The organism is Luteolibacter flavescens, from assembly GCF_025950085.1.
GTDB lineage: Bacteria > Verrucomicrobiota > Verrucomicrobiia > Verrucomicrobiales > Akkermansiaceae > Haloferula > Haloferula flavescens.
The window spans coordinates 81,287-98,473 of sequence record NZ_JAPDDS010000004.1; the positions used below are offsets into that span (position 1 = coordinate 81,287).

General features: G+C 65.4%; 13 protein-coding genes. 6 read left to right on the forward strand and 7 right to left on the reverse strand.

The window, feature by feature from the left end; all coding sequences use genetic code 11:
- Nucleotides 1-282: 282 nt before the first annotated feature.
- Nucleotides 283-846, reverse strand: coding sequence for a hypothetical protein (locus OKA04_RS08360; RefSeq protein ID WP_264500695.1), 564 nt, complete (start codon nucleotides 844-846; stop codon nucleotides 283-285).
- Nucleotides 847-951: 105 nt separating this feature from the next.
- Here OKA04_RS08360 and OKA04_RS08365 point away from each other — a divergent pair, with 105 nt between their 5' ends.
- From OKA04_RS08365 to OKA04_RS08385, 5 genes are all read left to right on the forward strand, one after another.
- Complete coding sequence (locus OKA04_RS08365) at nucleotides 952-1,416, forward strand: NUDIX domain-containing protein (RefSeq protein ID WP_264500696.1); 465 nt, start codon at nucleotides 952-954, stop codon at nucleotides 1,414-1,416.
- Nucleotides 1,417-1,503: 87 nt separating this feature from the next.
- The gene (locus OKA04_RS08370) at nucleotides 1,504-2,922 is read left to right on the forward strand and encodes a class I SAM-dependent methyltransferase (protein WP_264500697.1); all 1,419 of its coding nucleotides are present in this window, start codon (nucleotides 1,504-1,506) and stop codon (nucleotides 2,920-2,922) included.
- Nucleotides 2,915-5,620 (forward strand): ATP-binding protein, encoded by a 2,706-nt coding sequence (locus OKA04_RS08375; RefSeq protein ID WP_264500698.1) that lies wholly within the window; start codon nucleotides 2,915-2,917, stop codon nucleotides 5,618-5,620. Before OKA04_RS08370 ends, OKA04_RS08375 begins: the two co-directional genes overlap by 8 nt.
- Nucleotides 5,617-6,660, forward strand: coding sequence for a response regulator (locus OKA04_RS08380; RefSeq protein ID WP_264500699.1), 1,044 nt, complete (start codon nucleotides 5,617-5,619; stop codon nucleotides 6,658-6,660). Before OKA04_RS08375 ends, OKA04_RS08380 begins: the two co-directional genes overlap by 4 nt.
- A gap of 69 nt (nucleotides 6,661-6,729) precedes the next feature.
- Nucleotides 6,730-7,122 (forward strand): helix-turn-helix domain-containing protein, encoded by a 393-nt coding sequence (locus OKA04_RS08385; protein WP_264500700.1) that lies wholly within the window; start codon nucleotides 6,730-6,732, stop codon nucleotides 7,120-7,122.
- Nucleotides 7,123-7,199: 77 nt separating this feature from the next.
- Here OKA04_RS08385 and OKA04_RS08390 read toward each other — a convergent pair whose 3' ends face one another.
- The 3 genes from OKA04_RS08390 to OKA04_RS08400 form a co-directional block, all read right to left on the reverse strand.
- Nucleotides 7,200-8,384 carry an OmpP1/FadL family transporter gene (locus tag OKA04_RS08390; RefSeq protein ID WP_264500701.1) on the reverse strand — a complete coding sequence of 395 codons (1,185 nt, stop codon included), beginning with the start codon at nucleotides 8,382-8,384 and terminating at the stop codon, nucleotides 7,200-7,202.
- 5 nt (nucleotides 8,385-8,389) lie between these two features.
- Nucleotides 8,390-9,322, reverse strand: a complete 933-nt coding sequence (locus tag OKA04_RS08395; protein ID WP_264500702.1) for a hypothetical protein — start codon at nucleotides 9,320-9,322, stop codon at nucleotides 8,390-8,392.
- Nucleotides 9,323-9,453: 131 nt separating this feature from the next.
- A complete protein-coding gene (locus OKA04_RS08400; protein WP_264500703.1) occupies nucleotides 9,454-10,833 on the reverse strand; it encodes a class II fumarate hydratase in 1,380 nt (459 codons plus the stop codon).
- A gap of 215 nt (nucleotides 10,834-11,048) precedes the next feature.
- On the opposite strand from OKA04_RS08400, the gene OKA04_RS08405 reads away from it, so the two are divergent.
- Nucleotides 11,049-12,794, forward strand: a complete 1,746-nt coding sequence (locus OKA04_RS08405) for a putative Ig domain-containing protein (protein WP_264500704.1) — start codon at nucleotides 11,049-11,051, stop codon at nucleotides 12,792-12,794.
- Nucleotides 12,795-12,876: 82 nt separating this feature from the next.
- On the opposite strand, the gene OKA04_RS08410 is transcribed toward OKA04_RS08405, so the two are convergent.
- The 3 genes from OKA04_RS08410 to OKA04_RS08420 form a co-directional block, all read right to left on the reverse strand.
- On the reverse strand, nucleotides 12,877-13,593 hold the full coding sequence (locus tag OKA04_RS08410; protein ID WP_264500705.1) for a hypothetical protein: 717 nt from the start codon (nucleotides 13,591-13,593) through the stop codon (nucleotides 12,877-12,879).
- An 80-nt stretch (nucleotides 13,594-13,673) separates the two neighbouring features.
- Nucleotides 13,674-16,418, reverse strand: a complete 2,745-nt coding sequence (locus tag OKA04_RS08415; RefSeq protein ID WP_264500706.1) for an ATP-dependent DNA ligase — start codon at nucleotides 16,416-16,418, stop codon at nucleotides 13,674-13,676.
- 73 nt (nucleotides 16,419-16,491) lie between these two features.
- Nucleotides 16,492-17,109 (reverse strand): macro domain-containing protein, encoded by a 618-nt coding sequence (locus tag OKA04_RS08420; protein WP_264500707.1) that lies wholly within the window; start codon nucleotides 17,107-17,109, stop codon nucleotides 16,492-16,494.
- Nucleotides 17,110-17,187: the final 78 nt, after the last annotated feature.

Consider the following 17,187-nt stretch of genomic DNA (forward strand, 5'->3'; position numbering starts at 1 on the left):
GAAAGCCGGGGGCACGTGAGGCTATCGTGGTCCGCATCGCTCCGCGTGCGGTGCGCCGGTAGGGAAGCCGTGTGTGATGCCCGCCGCCATTATCACCATGCGAGGAAGGCTTCCGGTGGTGCCTCCATTCCCGGAGCCACAAAGCAAAGCCCGCCGCCAGAACCGCTTCGCCGCACGCGGAGCGATGCGGACCACGATGGCACAGGGTCTCCGTCGGCATTGAGAGCTGCTTCGGGCCGGTCTGATGACCGGCGCTCCCAGGGTAGGCACTCCCGGAAATGATCACTTCACCGTGACCTTGCGGCCCTTGCCGGTCTCCCAGGCGCCCTTGACGCTCTTGTAGATGGCATCGAGCTCGGCGACGCTCTGGACGCGGAATTCCACCATGCCGGCGTGGCTGGTGCTCGGGTAGTTCTTCTGCACGATTTCCTTCACGTCGGTGCCGGTCTTCTGGCCCACGCGGTCGAGTAGTTCATTGCCGCGCTCCACCACGCGGCGTGCGGTGCCTGAGGCGGAGTTCTCCAGCGACGTGGTCACGTGGTAGAAGCGCACGAGGCTGCGGCCGTTCGTGTCGATGATCATTTCGTTCACCACCATGGTGCCATCCAGCAGGTACTGGTGCATGCTGATGGAGGAGATGCGGTCGAGCGCCACCATGTAGTGGCCGCCCGGCAGGCTCGCCTGCCAGAAGCGGCGGTTGTCGTCGGTCTCCTGGACATTCTCCGCGGCTTCCTCGCTGGCGGGGTCGCTGTTAGGGTTCGCGGTGCCGTCCTGCTGGGCACGGGCGAGGGGGGCGGAGAGCAGCATCAGTCCGGAGAGCAGGTGGAGGAAGGCGGTCTTTTTCATGATGGCGGGAGCTTGGCGCGGGTCGGCGGGTTTGGCGAGTGTGGACCTTATTTAGGGGAAGTTAAGGATTGAGGCTTGGTATTTGTTTATCCTACGTTGCGCCTCGTGGTCCGATTTCGTCCAAATGTCGCGGCGCTGATGGTGAAGCCGCAGGGTCAATTGCTCGTCTGTGAACGCTGGACCATCCCCGGTGCATGGCAGTTCCCGCAGGGCGGAGTGGACGATGGCGAGACCTTGGAGCAGGCACTCTTCCGTGAGGTGCGCGAGGAGATCGGCCTGCTCCCATCGCACTATGAGTTATTGGGTTACCGCACCGGCTACCGATATCTCTACCCGGAGGACGTGCGCTTCAAGAAAATGCGCAAACACGGGTGCCACGGGCAGGAGCAGACTTACTATCATTGCCTTGTGAGGGAGGATGCTCCGGAGGTGGATGTGAACCAGCGTCCGCGTGAATTTGGAGCCTACCGGTGGATACTTCCGGAGGAGTTCGACCTCGATTGGTTGCCCGAGTTCAAGCGCGATGTCTACCGGCAGGTGATGCTCGATTTCTTCAATGTGAAGCTATAGTACCCTGCAAGTATTGCAGGCTGCATACTTCAGCTTGCCCCGTAGTTCCGTTTTCGATGACGTGGGTTCCAAGAAAGACAAGAGCTGATGGAGATTTCCCCGGAGCAGTCGCAGAGTGTCATCAAATGCAGAAATAGCCAGGGACTGGAGGTGCAGGCGAACCTGCTGCGCCTCACCCGATACTCGGTGGTTTTCGAGGTTTATAATCCCTACAGCATCCTCCAGCTCTCCGAAGTCCTTTCCGACTTCCGGATCCTCACGAACAAGAGGCTGATCTACCGCGGCAAGGCCGTGGTGAGCAACATCCTCAACACCGGCCTGGTCATCGTCTGCGAGGCGAATCTCGAGGACGGCTGGCAGGAGGTGGACTTCCTTTCCGCCGTCAATGGCGAGACCGACTTGGGTGCGCAGTTCAGCTCCTTCATGTCAGAGTGGCGGGCCGCGAACCACGTGCAGGACCCCTTCAAGGTGGCCGTGGCGGACATGGCCAGCGCGCTCACCGGCGTGCAGCACTGGCTCAGCAGCATCGACGTGGGCATCCGCTCCACCGCGACCCGTCGGCGCGACGAGCTGGAGCGTGAGATTTTCAGCAGCGTCCAGCAGCGGATCCTCGAGCAGATGATCCCCTCGATGGAGAATTTCGAGACCGTGGCAGGCCAGATCGACGAGGAGGAAGTGCCCTCGCACAAGTCGTATGTCCGCCGCGAGATGCACCCCATCGTGCTCTGCGCCCCCTTCGTCTATCGTACCTACGTGAAGCCCCTCGGCTACGCGGGCGACTACGAGATGGTGAACATGATGATGCGCGATCCCTACGAGGGTGCGTCGTCATTCGCGAAGATGCTGAACTACGCGATCCTGAACACCGAGCCGGTGGTGGCCCACCGCAACCGCATCGACTACCTGGTGGACATGCTCGACCGCGAGTCGAACCGCCGCATCGGCAAGGGCCGCGCGCGTGCCTTCAACCTGGGCTGCGGCCCTGCCGAGGAAGTCCTGCGCTTCCTGCGCGGGCACGACTCCAGCGAGCTGATCGAGTTCGACCTCTTGGACTTCAACCCGGAGACGCTGGAGTACACCCGCGAGCGCCTCGACAAGGTGCGGATGGAGGAAGGCCGGAATACCCGCCTGCGCTTCATCCCGCGCTCCGTCCACCAGATCCTGAAGGCGGCCGTCCAGCCGGGCGGCGACCCGGAACTCGCCGCCTACGACGTGGTGTACTGCGCCGGTCTCTTCGACTACCTTTCCCAGCGCGTCGGCAAGCGTCTGGTCGAGTTCTTCTGCTCGATCGCGAATCCGGGCGGGCTCGTCGTCGTCACGAACGTGGCGGACACGAATCCTCGCAAGGCGTGGATGGAGTATCTGATGGAGTGGAACCTCATCTACCGCAGCAAGGAAGAGATGCTCGACCTGGTCCCCCCCGGCCTACCCACCAAGCGCGTGGAAGTGAAAGCAGATGCGACCGGGGTGAATCTCTTCCTGGAAATCGAACTGGCCGATGGCTGACGCCGCCACAGTCCCCTACACAGCGGCCGATGGAGCCGGGCTGAACCAAGCCTTCAAGCGCTATGAGAATGGCGTCTTCGTGACGAATGCGCGTCGCACCGCCTTGCTGTCCGCGCTCTTCATGGTCGCGGGGTCCACGCTCGACTGGATGGTCTTCCCGCACAAGGCGTGGCAATTCCTGCTGATCCGCATCGTCGTCGCGCTGTTGCTTTGCGTGGTCTTCTGGCTGCTCGGCCGGTTTTCCAGCGAGCGGTCCCACCGCCAGATCGCGCACGTCCTCTTCATGCTGCCCACGGTCAGCATCTGCTGGATGATCGCCGTGACGGGCGGGGGGAATTCGCCCTATTACGCGGGGCTGAATCTCGTCCTGCTCGGTCTGTCGCTCCTGCTGCGCAGTTCCTTCAAGGACTCGGTGGTGATGATTCTCCTGAATCTCGCCTGCTATTTCTGCAGCGTCTGGTTCTCGAGCGAGGAGTCGATCACCAGCCTGCTTTTCAACAATTCCTACTTCCTCGTCGTCACCGCGGTCTTCGTCAGCGCGGGCAGCTATTTCTACGAGCGCCTCCGCTTCCGCGAGTTTGCCCTGCGGAAGGAAGTCGAGGATGCCCGGGGCCAGCTCGAGGCGACGAACAAGCAGCTCAGCGAGCTGGACGAGGCGAAGACGCGCTTCTTCGCGAATATCAGCCACGAACTCCGCACGCCGCTCACCGTGATGATCGGCCTGACGGAGCGGCTTTCCGAGCGCTTCAAGCCGACCTCGGAGAAAGAGGTGAAGGACATGCTCGCGATGACCGAGCACAATGGTCTCCGCCTGCTGAAGCTGATCGACGACCTGCTGGATCTCGTCCGCTTCGATACCGGCCACGCCGACCTGAAGAACCAGTCCACCGACGTGGGCGGCATGCTCGACGGCCTCATGCAGTCGATGCGCCACCTGGCCGATCAGAATGGCGTGGCGCTGGAGTGGCGCTCCATGGGCTCGCAGGGCCACGTGATGCTCGACCGCGACAAGATCGAGAAGGTGCTGCTGAATCTCACGGTCAATGCGATCAAGTTCACCCCGGCGGGTGGCAGGATCGACGTGGACGCGGTCCGCGAGGGCGACCGCCTGAAGATCTCCGTGGCCGACACGGGCGTGGGCATTTCCACGGAAGTGCTGCCGCGCATTTTCGAGCGCTTCTGGCAGGTGGACTCGTCGTCCACCCGGAAGTTCCAGGGCGCGGGCATCGGCCTCGCGCTGGTGCGCAGCTTGGTGGAGACCATGGGCGGCACCATCGACGCGAAGAGCACGGTGGGCGTCGGCACCCGCTTCGAGGTGGAGCTGCCGGTGGAGAATGCGGAGGGCTCTGCTTCCGAGGCCGTCGCCGTGGATGTCGAGAGCGGCAAGCACATCGAGGAGCTTCACCGCCGCGCGGCTCTCTCCGCCGCGCGTCCCGCGGATGCCGGGGACGTGAGCACGGGCGCGCGCGCCATCGGCCGCTCGACGGCCACCACCCGCCCGCTGGTGCTGGTGGCAGATGACGAGCCGGACATGCGCCGCTTCCTCGTGATGCAGCTCGAGAATGTCGATGTCATCGAGGCGCGCGACGGTGCCGAGGCGCTGGCGCTGGCGAAGCAGCACATGCCAGTGCTGGCGCTGGTGGACCACATGATGCCGGAGATGGACGGCGAGGAAGTCTGTCGTGCCCTGCGTGCGAACCATGCGACCCGCGAGATGCCCATCATCATGCTCACCGCCCGCGCGGATGAGAAAACGAAGCTCCAGGCGCTCGACGCGGGTGCCAGCGATTTCCTGACGAAGCCCTTTTCCAGCAGTGAACTCGTGCTGCGCCTGCGGAACCAGCTCGCGATGGCCGCCATCCGCCGCGAGCTCGCGGACCTGAACCGCGACCTCGCCGCGGCGATGGAGCAGCTCAAGGAGAACGAGGTGCTGCTGGTGCGGAATGAGAAGCTCTCCGGCCTCGGCCAGATGAGCGCGGGCATCATCCACGAGATCAACAACCCGCTGAACTACGCGCGCGCCGGCCTGCACGCGCTGAATTCCTTCAAGCGCTCGCTGCCCGCGGACGACCACGAGGACTACGCCGAGATCGTCGGCGACATCAGCGAAGGCGTGGAGCGCGTCGCCCAGATCGTGGCCGACCTGCGGCAGTTCACCCGCGATGACGACCGGATCGGCGGGGACGCGGACCTGGCGAATGTCATCGAGCGCTCGCGCCGCCTCGTCAGCCACCAGCTCGGGGAAAAGGTGGCCTTCAACTACAAGGGCCCCGAGAAGGCCCCGGGCACCGGCAATCCGAACCAACTGGTGCAGGTCTTCGTGAATCTCTTCCAGAACGCCGTGGACGCCATCCAGCAGCGCGTGGACGAGAAGGGCGGGGACCCCGGACGCATCGACGTCACCCTGCGCGCCGCCGCGGGCGGCTGGGAGGTGACCGTGTGGGACAATGGCGCCGGCATCCCGCGCGAGATCGTCCACAAGATCTACGATCCCTTCTTCACTTCGAAAGATGTGGGCAAGGGCATGGGCCTGGGCCTCAGCATCACCCACCAGATCCTGGGCCGCCACGGTGCCCATATCGAAGTCGATACAAGGCCGGGTGAATTCACCTGTTTCACGATTTTCTTTTCGCCGCCCGATCCAGATGCAGATGATGGCGACGCCGACCCCGAAACTTCCAGAGATTCCGAACCATGAGCGACTTCAACTACGACTATCAGCGCTACGCTATCCTCTTCGTGGATGACGAGGACAAGACACGGAAGTACTTCCGGCGGCTCTATGGCGAGACCTTCCGCATCCTGGAAGCGGCGGACGGCCTTGAGGCGCTCTCTGTATTCCGCGCCCATGCCTCGGAGATCGGCATCATCGTGACCGACCAGCGCATGCCGAATGAGACCGGTGTCGGCTTCCTGGCGAAGATCACGGACCAGTATCCGGACGTGGTGAAGATCCTCTCGACGGCATACTCGGATCTCGATGCTGCCATCAACTCGGTGAACAAGGGCGGTATCTACCGATACATCACGAAGCCATGGGAAGTGAGTGAACTGGAAGTCACCCTTCGCCGTGCGATGGAGTTCTATCTCGTGAAGCGCGAGCTGAACGGACTGATGTCATCGAAGCTGCAGGCGCTGGGGAACGTGATCTACTCGTCCCGCCTGGCAGCCTTCGCGCTCGCGCCGCTGGCGGCAGGCCTGCCGGCGAAGCACGTGGCGGAGGCGGTGTCGTCCTTCGTCCGCCTCGGTGCCTTCGGCGCCGCGGCCGGTGGTCGTGCCGGTGCCATGGATGCCGGTGTGGTTTCCTGGAGAAAGGTCCACGAGGAGCAGAAGCAGCTCGCCGGAGCGCTGGAGGAGACCCTGAAGGATGGATTCGCCGGTGGCTCGCTCGCCGACCGGGTGGCCGCCTTTGCCAAGTCGCTGCCTGCGGGCGACACCCTCGAGGTGACGGCAGAGGGCGACGGCTTCCGCCTGACGGGCGCGACCGATGCCTTCCCGCGCCTGCTCGCCGGTCTCTTCGGCGTGGGTCGCCAGGGTGGCGATGAGGCCGTGCCGGTGCTGGCTGCGCTCATGGGGATCTACGATGCAGGTGCCTCGGTCGGCCGCCAGCGGGGTGACGCGCTGGTGATCGACGTCCGCCCGGGCGGTGCCGCCGCGGAGAGCACGGCCGGATCGGACGTTGCCCGCTGGCTCTTCGATGACGATCTGCTGATTTCTTCCGCCTTGGGGCTTCTCTAATCGCGTTCGGGGTGTTTAGTTTGCGCGCGTCATTTGCCAACCTCCCCGGCATCGTGACATTGACAGCTCATGAAGCGCCCTGAACTCCAGATTGCCTATCGAGGCGGCCGTGTCGTAGCCATCCGTCCGCGAGAACTAGAGCCCGAACCGCTCGGTCCGATAGCTCGCGAGACGGGGTTCAAGGTGTCGCCGTTGTGCGAGCGCTTCGAGGTCTCGGAGCGCCAGCTCCACCGCATTTTCACCGACTCGCTGGGCATCAGCCCGAAGGACTGGATGCGCCGCGAGCGCATCGTCCAGGCGCGCCAGCTCCTCATGGAAGGCATGGCGGTGAAGGAGGTCTCCGTGATCCTCGGCTTCCCGACGCCGAAGGACTTCAGCCGGGAATTCCTGATTCTCCACGAGGTGACGCCGACCGAGTTCCAGCGCCGGCACGATGCCGAGCGGGATCGTCGGCTTGAGTAATAAATCGTTCCTGCTGGAACGAAAAAGACCGCGTGGAATGTCTCCCACGCGGTCCTGAATGAAGGGATTGCGGCGCTTCAGAAGCGGAAGCGCACCGAGGCGTTCACCGCGTGGTTGAAGGTCTCGTACTCGCCGTTGACGGTCGGATTGTAGTTCCCGCTCACCGTGCGTCCGCCGTTGTAGGCGAAGTGGTAGCCGAGCGCCCAGCCGAACTTCTCGCCGCGATGGCCGAAGCCGATGCTGCCGAGGTGTAGGTCGGAGTCCGGATTCAGCGGGGTGAAGGTGGCATCCGGCGCGGAATTCTCGCTGTAGATATATCCGGCGCTGACGAACCAGCCGTCGCCGAGCTGGCGGGTCACGCCGAAGTTGTACATGAAGGTGGACTCGTAGCGGAAGGGAAGCACCTGGTTCCCGCCGAAGGTGCCGACGAAGACCGCGTCGTTCACCTGGTCCCAGTCGGTCCAGTCGAGGTTGAACTCGAAGTTCCAGTCGTCATTCGGCCGGTAGGAGATGCCGCCGACGATGTATTGCGGGAAGTGCAGCGAGCCCTCCGTGGGGGTGCCGCCGCCGAAGGGTGGCACCGGCGCGGTGATCGAGCGGCCCTCGTAGTCGATCTCGGTGGGCGAGCGGTAGTTCAGTCCGAGGGACCACTTTTCCGCGGGCTTCCACATCACGCCGAGATTGAAGCCGGTCGCGTAGCCGTCGCCTTCGAATTGGAATTCGTCGAAAGGCAGCACGCCGATCCGGCGCTCCAGCCGCACCTGCGACGGGTTCATCGTGACGCCCGCGGCCACCGAGAGGCAGGGATTGATCTCCCAGGCGACCACCGGATTGATGGTCATGTACATCAGCTCCGCATCCTGCGCCGCCGTCGGGAAGGGCGTGCGGCGGGTGTAGTCGATGCCGAGGCCGTAGGGAGCATAGACGCCGAGGCCGAAGGACAGCGGGGAATCCGCCGGCGAGTAGGTGTAGTAGATCTGCGGGACGGCCTGGAAGTCGGTCTCCGTGCTGGCGGAGCCGCCTGCGGACTCGAAGCTGACATTCGTGGAGATGAAGTACACCCCCAAGCTCATGTCGTGGCCCTCGAGCTGGGTGATCCCCGCCGGATTGTAGTAGATGGCCGAGGGATTGTCGGCGGTGGCGGCGAAGGCGTTGCCGCGGGCGATGCCTTCCGGATCCTGGTTCGGCAGCCGGAAGCCGACGGCGTGGGCCAAGGGTGTGGAGAGGGCCAGGGTGAGGAGGAGAGGGCGGAGCGAGGTCATCAGGTTCAGGTTTTAGGGAAGCCGGTTTCGATCTCGCGCACCCAGCGCCGCATCCACTCGGCGGGCACTTCGGGCGAGGTGGTCAGGTCGGGGTGGACGTGCAGCGTCAGGCTGAGCTTGCCCCGGAAGGTTACGCAGCCGGCACCGAGCATCTGGATCGCCAGTGTCGGCGGGGCGAAGAGCCAGTCGCCCTGGCACTCCGGGGCGTCGATCTGCTTTTCCGCGTCCCACACGCCGAGATTCGAGAAGCTACCGAGATTCCACTGCGAGGTGGCGCGGTCGGTGCGGATCAGGTGGTGCTTCATCTTCTCCGAGGTGAAGCGGGTGGCGTCGAAGGCCTTCCAATTCGCGCAGTGCCGGCCCTTTGCAAGAGACTCGTAGATGTGGTTCTGCACGTCCCGCGCGCCTTCCGAGGCGAGCACGCGGATGCCCACGTAGCTGGAGTGGTTCCCCGTGTCCTCGGGCTGGTCCGCCTTGCCGCGCATGTTCACCGGCACCATCCAAGGGTTTGCCTGTGAGGGGTCCTCCAGGTATGGGCGGATGGTGCGGTCGAGGTACTTCAGCAGCAGCGAGTTCACCGTGACCTGGCTGTTGCGGGCGGAGCGGCGGATCTTGGCCGTCTGGTCCTCGTCGAAGACGTGCCACGCCACGGCAGGGGTGGGGGTCTGCTTGGGAAGGGGATCGCCGGAGGGAAGCTTTTGCCATTTCAGCCGGCGCCGTGGTGCCAGTAGCTCCGGCACGCTGCGGAGAAATGCACCCCAGCTCAGCGGCGCATGATGGGTGATGCGCGGCAGGTCCCGGATGTCCGCCCCACGCTCGCGGAGCAGCTTCGCGAATGCCCCGATGCCGTCGTACTCGATGTGGGAGAGGAAGTGCCATTCCACCTCCTTAGAGCCCGGCTTGATCTGGCCGTAGCGGATACCGACGAATTCCCCCATGGATTCCAAGGCTCGGAACCACGGGCTTACAGGATCATCAGACGCAGTGACTGGCCGGGGAGAGGCAGACATTTTGGCTGTGTTTACTATCTGGTAAGGTCTTGAGCGACCAAAAAATCATTGCAACATTTTCAAATCGACTCTTTTTCGCTCATTCTTTGAGGATCAAGGAGCTCATTGAGTTCCGCAGTGGTGAGGCCAAGATCGTCCAGCCGGGCCGTGCACAATTCGCGCACGGTGCGGCCCGTGGCGACGGACTCCTTCGCGATCGCTGCGGCGCGGTCGTAGCCGATCTTCGGCACCAGCGAGGTGACCATGGAAAGGGAAAGCTCGATCAGCTCCCGGCAGCGCTCCTCGTTCGCCTCGGTGCCTTCCACGCACTTCGTCCTCAGGATGGTGGCGGCGTTTGCAAGCAAGCGGATGGACTCGAGAAGGCAGGTGCCGAGCAGCGGCATGGAGACATTCAGCTCAAGGAAGCCACCTGCGCCGCACCACGTGACCGTAGTCTGGTTCCCCGCCACCCGGGCGGCGACCATGGTGACGGCCTCGGGGATCACGGGATTCACCTTCCCCGGCATGATGGAGGAGCCGGGCTGGGTGGCGGGCAGGCGTAGCTCGCCAATGCCGCAGCGGGGGCCGGAGCCGAGCAGCCGGAGGTCGCAGGCGATCTTGTGGAGTGAGACAGCGATGGTCGCGAGCTGGCCGTGGGCCTCCACGCAGGCGTCCTTTGCCGACTGCGCCTCAAAGTGATCCGCCGCCTCGCGAAAGGGCAACCCGGTCTCCGCCTCCAGCCGCGCGATGGTCCTGGCGGCGAATTCCGGGTGGGCATTCAGCCCGGTACCCACGGCCGTCCCGCCGAGCGGCAGCTCCATCAGTGCGTCAAGCGCCCTCCGGGTGCGCGCCACGGAGAGCCCGGCCTGGCGGGCCCAGCCGCCGAATTCCTGGCCGAGCCGCACCGGCGTGGCGTCCATCAGGTGGGTGCGGCCGATCTTCACCACCGCGTCAAAGGATGCCGCCTTCCGTCTCAGCGAGTCTTCCAGATCCATCAGCGCCGGGGCCAGGGTGTCGCGCAGCGCGAGCGCGGTCGCCACGTGGATGGCGGTCGGGAAGGTATCGTTGGAGGACTGGCCGAGATTCACATGGTCGTTCGGGTGGACGGCCAGCGGCTTGCACAGGGTGGCGATCACCTCGTTCACGTTCATGTTCGTGGAGGTGCCGGAGCCGGTCTGATAGATGTCCACGGGGAAGTGGGCATCGTGCCTGCCCTCCGCGATCTCCCCGGCGGCGGCGGCGATGCCTTCCGCCACGGCGGGCTCCAGCAGGCCGAGCGCGGCATTCGTCTGCGCGGCGGCGCGCTTGATGCGGCCGTAGGCGTGGATCAGTTCGGCGGGCAGGGGCGTGCCGGAGACGGGGAAATTCTCCACGGCCCGTGCGGTGGACGCCCCGTAGAGCGCCGCGGCGGGCACCTGCATTTCTCCCATGGAATCGCGTTCGGTGCGGGTATGGTTCATTTTCTCCCACCGAAGCACCTTTCCCGGAAAAAACCATGTTACGAATCTCCCCTCCCGAGCGGACTTCCTGTCATCCATGAGAAAGTCAGACACAAATCGGAGGCGCTGCGGTTTTACGCGGAGGACATCCCGTCACGACTCGGCGCTTGCGAGCCCGGGTTTCCCGTTCCTACGTTCCGCTACAAGGAGTTTCTGATCCCCGGTTTTCCAAACATATGCGTTTCTTCATCTTGTCACTGCTCGCGCTGACGGCCGTTCCGGCCTTGGCGCAAACTCCGACGATCCCGACCAACGTCCAGGCGACCGCGACGAGCGGCAACGCGGTGACGGTCACCTGGACCGCCTCCACGGGCGGCGCGGGGATCACCTACCGGGTCTTCCGGAACAACACCCAGACGGGCACCGACACCAGCTCGACGACCTTCAGCGACAGCAGCCTGACACCGGGCACGACCTACCAATACTCGGTCTCCGCGATCAACAGCGTCGGCGCGTCCGCACGCTCGGCAAATGTCTCCGTCACGACGCCCACCACCCCGGGCGTCCCGACCGGCCTCAGCGGCACCGCGGGCACGGACGGCGTGGTCCTGCGGTGGAACTCCGTCAGCGGAGCCACCGAGTACGTCATCTTCCGGAATGGCACGGAGATCGACACCTCCACCACCACGACCTACACGGACACCGAGACGGATTTCGCGACCACCTACCGCTACTCGGTTGCGTCCTCGAATTCCTCCGGTGACTCCTCCCGCTCGGCGGAGGTGGCCGTGACCACCCGCGGCGACGGCACCTACCGCACCGCCTACTGGACGCGTGTCTTCGAGGAAGCGGACGGCGATTTCGACGGCATCGTGACCTTCGAGGAATACCTCGTTTCCCATCCGGTGACGAAGCGGCCGGAAGTCTTCATGCTCCACCGCTACCGCTCGATCGACGATGACGAGAGCGGCGACCTGACCGTGGACGAGTACATCGAGCACTTCGCCGGCAAGAAGGTGAAGCGCCCGTCGAAAGTGCAGACCTTCACCCTCGCGGACGTTTACAGCGAGATCGGCGATGGCGACGGCTACCTCGATCCCTATGAATTCGCGCTGACGATGAACCGCGGCACGAAGGAGTCGCAGGTGATGAAGAAATTCAACAAGCTGGACAAGAACGGCAGCGGCTACCTTTCCGAGGTCGAATTCGGCATCCGCTACGGCAAGGCCGAGGCTGCCACCGAGATCATCAGCTCCCTCACCGCCAGCGGGAATCCGGGCGAGCCCTTCACCTACGAGATCATCGGGACCAAGAATCCGACCAGCTACGGCGCGACGAACCTGCCTCCGGGCCTGACGCTCGATCCCGTGACCGGCATCATCAGCGGCACCCCGACGACCATCGGCATGTGGGGCGTGGCGATCAGCGCCACCGATGACATGGGCACGAACACCGCTACCCTGACGGTCCGCATCGGCGTGCCGACCATCACCAGTGTCGCCACCGCGAGCGCCACCACGGCCACCGCCTTCAGCTACCAGATCGTGGCGACGCAGACGCCGTCGAACTACTCGGCGACGAACCTGCCCGCGGGCATCACCCTCGACACCGCGACGGGCCTGATCTCCGGCACCGCCACGGTCACCGGCACCTTCAATGTGGTGCTCGGCGCGACGAATGCCGCCGGCACCGGCAGCAAGACGCTGGTGCTGACGGTCACCACCGTCCCGCCCGCCATCACCAGCACGCTGACCGCCACCGGCACGGTGGGGACTGCCTTCAGCTATCAGATCACCGCGACCCCGGCTGCCACGAGCTACACCGCCGTCGGCCTGCCATCCGGTCTCACGATCAGCGCCACCACCGGCCTGATCAGCGGCACCCCGGTCTCCGTCTCCACCACGAGCGTGACGATCACCGCGACGAACGCCGCTGGCACCGACTCCGAGACGCTGGTCATCACCATCTCGGCGGCTGGCTGAGATTCCGGTCGACAGATTTATCCAAAGGAAAAGGACCGCCCGATATCGGGCGGTCCTTTTCGTTTCAGAGTGGAGAGAGCTTTCAGCGGGGCGACGCGGCCAGTGCGACCTTGATTGGCAGGCCGCTCGAGTGGGTGCCTTTCAGGACGTTCTGCTTGCGGTTCACGTTCACGGTGCCGGTCAGCGAGGAGAAGCTCGGCTCGTCTTCGTCCGGGATGCTGACGGCGGCGAGGCGGATCTTGCCCTTCGAGCCCACCAGCGCGACGCCGCTGATCGAGTAGCTGCCGGTGAGCAGCGACGTGCCCTCGCCGGAGATCTCATAAAGGTGGGGGAAGGCGCTGGGCGTGATCTGGTAGAACTCGGCCATGCGGACCTTGCCGACGGCGGTCGCGCCGGTCCAGACGCCGGAGATGCTCTGGGTCGGGACCTCGCGTTTGGCGTTGAATTTGAAGCTGCCGATCGTGGAGGCGATGCTGCCGGTGATCTTCTTGGCGGCGACCTTGCCGGTCAGCGTGCCGGTGATCTCGTCGCCGTTGATGGTCTCCGTGTAGTTGCCGGTCAGCTTGCCCGCGGCATCCACGGTCCAGGTGCCGGAGAGGGTGAAGAGGCCGAGCGAATTCCGGCTCAGGCCATAGCCGGAGAACTCATTGTCGTCCTCGAAGGTCACGTAGGCCGTGCCTTGGTCGGCGCCGGTCAGGGTGACTTCCCAGGTGCCCACGGGAGTGGCAGGGGCGGGAGCGGCGGAGGCGGAGAGAGGGGCGAGCGCGAGTGCTGCCGAGGCGATGAGGGTGAACTTCATAGGAGGAATGAAGCCCAAGGCGATACACCGGAGGCGCTGAATATCAAGCGACTTCCCCTGCATGATCGCGTGGATTTGCGTCACGCATCCACCAGCGTGCGCGCGTATTGAAGGGTGTCGATGTCTGCGGGGGTCTTGTCGCGGCGGATGGCGTGGATACGGGGGAAGCGCATCGCAAGGCCGGAGTCGTGGCGCTTCGATGCCTGGATGGAGTCGAAGGCGATCTCCAGGACCAGATTCGGCTCCACCAGATGCTTGCGGCGGTCCTTTGAGACGGTGTGGCGCTGGAAGTGGTCGGTGAGTTCCTCGATCTCCACGTCGGTGAGTCCGGAGTAGGCCTTGCCGATCACGCGGAGCTGGCCGGAGGACTCGTCGCGGACGGCGAAGGTGTAGTCGGAGAGCACCTCGGCGCGCTTGCCGTGACCCTGCTCGGCGGCGACCACCACGCAGTCGAGCGTGCTGGAGGTCTTCAGCTTCAGCCATGCCTTTCCCCGGCGGCCGGGCGAATACAGGCTGGCCGGGTCCTTCGCGATGAGTCCCTCGAGCCCGTCCGTGCGCGCTTGCTTGAAGGCGGACTGCACCGCCTCCGCATCGGCCTCGATCCGCTGGACCTCGATGGGCGAGATGATGGCGGGCAGGGGCACGATGCTGCTTTCCAGCAGCGCCCGGCGCTCTGACAAGGGAGTTCCGAGCAGGTCGGCATCGTCCCGGTGGAGCAGGTCGAAGGCGATGAAGCGCACCGGCGGGATGGACACGCTGGTAGCGGAAAAGAGGTCCGTCTGGGCGGTGGAGATTTTCCCGAGCCGCGTCTGGAGATCGTGGAAGGTCAGGCGGCGGCCCTCGGCGTGGGCGATGATCTCGCCATCGAGGATGAAGTCGCCGGGGATCGAAAGTGCAGCGGTGACCAGCTCGGGGAATTCACCGTCGAGCGGGCGGAGATCGCGGGAGAAGATGGCGGCGCGGTCGCCCTGCTTGTGGAGCTGGGCGCGGATGCCGTCGTACTTCGGCTCCAGCCAGAGAAGTTGAGGGTCGGTGGTTGAGAGTTGAGAGGGGGAATGTGGAGACGCGGCGACGAGGGCGGCGGCGTCGGGCATGGGGGAGGCGAGCATCACCTTCACCGGGACCAGCGGTCGGAGCGTGGCCTCGCCGAGCGACTTGGCCTTCGCCAGCTTCGCGGTCTCACCGAGGTCGCCGGTCAGCATGTGGGCGTGGCGGACGGCGGGGGGATCGGCGGCGAAGGCCTCGGCCACCGCGTCCTCCACCAGGCCTTCCTTCAGGCCGATCCGCAGGTCGCCGGTCAGCAGCTTCACCAGCGTCTCGCCCTCGGCGGGGTGCAGCGTGCGCAGGCGTTCGGAGAGCAGGTCGATGCGGGCGATCGATCCGGTGGCCGCGGCGAGCTCGCGGAAGAAGGTGGCGAGCCCGGCCAGATCCAGCGGTTCCGGCTTCAGCGTCAGCTCCTGCAGCAGCAGGCGGGTCGTGCGGGCGGCGTCATTCTGGGAGAGGGAGATCTCGCGGTAGCGTTCCTCGCGCGCGCCCGGCAGCTTCAGCAGGGCGCGGCGCAGGGTGGCCCCGCCGGTCTGGACGGAGCGGCGGTCGCCATCGCGCGGCAGGGCGCGGCCGGTCAGCCAGCGGGAGGCGAGCGCCAGGTCGTCCTCGCTCGCGAGGCCGCGCAGGTAGGTGGCCAGATGGCGGATCTTCTCCAGCCGGCTGCTGGTCTCGCCGACCAGGCGGCAGACGCTGGTGAAGTCGGCGAGCGCGCAGATCGGGCGGACGTGGCGGGCGCTGGCGGTGGTCTGGATGCCGGTGCCGGAGGCGAGGGCGCTGCGGATCGGCGGCGCGGCCAGCGGCAGGTCGAGCTGGTCATTCCCGGCCATCGACCACGCATCGTGGCCGCGCAGGCGCAGCTCCGCGGCGAATTCCCGGGTGTAGCCGTGGACGGTGAGGACCTTCTTCGGCCGCACGCGCTGGAGGCACTCCATCAGGCCCGGGTGGTCGGCGTGGTCGGACAGCGGGATAGCATCGTCCACGCGGTAGCGGAAGGTGGCGCCGGGGACGAGCGCCCAGCCGCTGAGCATCGCCACGCGGCGGTTTCCCACGGCGCGGAGCAGCTTCGAGCGGACGGCATTCGGCGGGGCGATCACGGCGTGGCCGGGCGGCACCGGGCCATCGAGCAGGATGGGCTGCGGCAAGCAGGTCACGCCCGCGGCGAGGCAGGCGGCAGTCATTTCCGCCACCGCGGGGTGCAGCACCACGGGGATCTCGTGGGCGTGGAGCAGGGCGAGTGCTTCCTGGGCCTTGCCCAGCGAGTAGCCCAGCAGCACCGGCACCTCGCCATCCGCCAGCGCGTCGTGGACGAAGCGCAGCACCGCGCCCTCCACCTCCATCGCGGGCGGGAAGACGAACTGCGGCAGGCCGAAGGTGGTCTCCAAGATCAGCAGGTCGGCCTGCTGGAAGACGACGGGCTCGGCGGTGCGGCCCTTCCGCACCTTGAAATCCCCCGTGTAGAGCAGCGTCGCTCCATCGGAAATGCGCGTCACGTGCAGCATGGCGGACCCGGCGATGTGGCCGGCGGGCAGCAGCCGCAGGCGGAAGCCGTCCCGTACCACCGGCACGTGGAAATCCACCGGCTCGATGCGGCTTTCCGCCAGGCCGAAGCGCGAGCGGACCAGCGAGGCGGTCATGGTCGAGCACAGCGCGCTCTCATGCCGCGCGAAGTGGTCGGCATGGGCGTGGGAGACGAATGCCCACGGCTTCGGGTCCCAGGGATCGAGCCAGAGGTCGAGCTCGGGTAGGTGGAGGCCGCGTTGGAACCGGACTTCGATCACGCCGGGGAGGAGGTTGGAGAGCGGAGCATGTCGGGCCAAGTGGTAAGATTGTGTGCCACGGCATTCCGGAATTTCAACCTCTCGGATGCTCGAATCCCCAGCGACCGCCGTAGTGGACCCTCTCGTGGCGCGCCTGGGCCATGGTCGGATTGATCCACTCCGCGGGTTTCTTGAAGTGCTCGTAGGCGAGCCGCATCTGGGTGGCGGCTTCCATCAGCGGGACGCCGCCGGTCCCCGTGCCGAGGCCGGGGCAGGCGAGGGTGCGGATCGGGCGCTCCGCATCGCGATTGTGACGATGGACGGCGGTCAAGGTGGCCCACAGGGCGGTGTAAACGTGGTCCGTCCCATTGATATTCATGGGAATGCGCATCGTCGGGGTGTGGACCACCCACGGGTGGTCGGGATGGCCCGTCGGGACGATGAGGCTGGTGCCGACCGGTTGCTCGCCGAGGTGGTCCTGCAGGATGAGCTTCTGGATCCGCTCCATCAGCGGCTTGCCGAAATAGCGGACCACGGCGAGGTCCACGCCCGCGTCCATGAGGCCGAAGGAATTCCCCGCCGTGACCACGCAGTCGAAGGCCGGCAGCTCCTCGAATGGCCCGCAGACGATCTCCACCTCCGGGTGCGGTCGGAATTCCCATCTCAGGACGTCGGTGAGCTCTCGGCCCCGGTCAACTAGGATCAATCTCATGGGATGCTGGGTGTAGTATCGGGAGTCTGGGGGAGAAGTGGCCTTTCTATCAATCCCCAACGGTTTGCGTGGAAAATC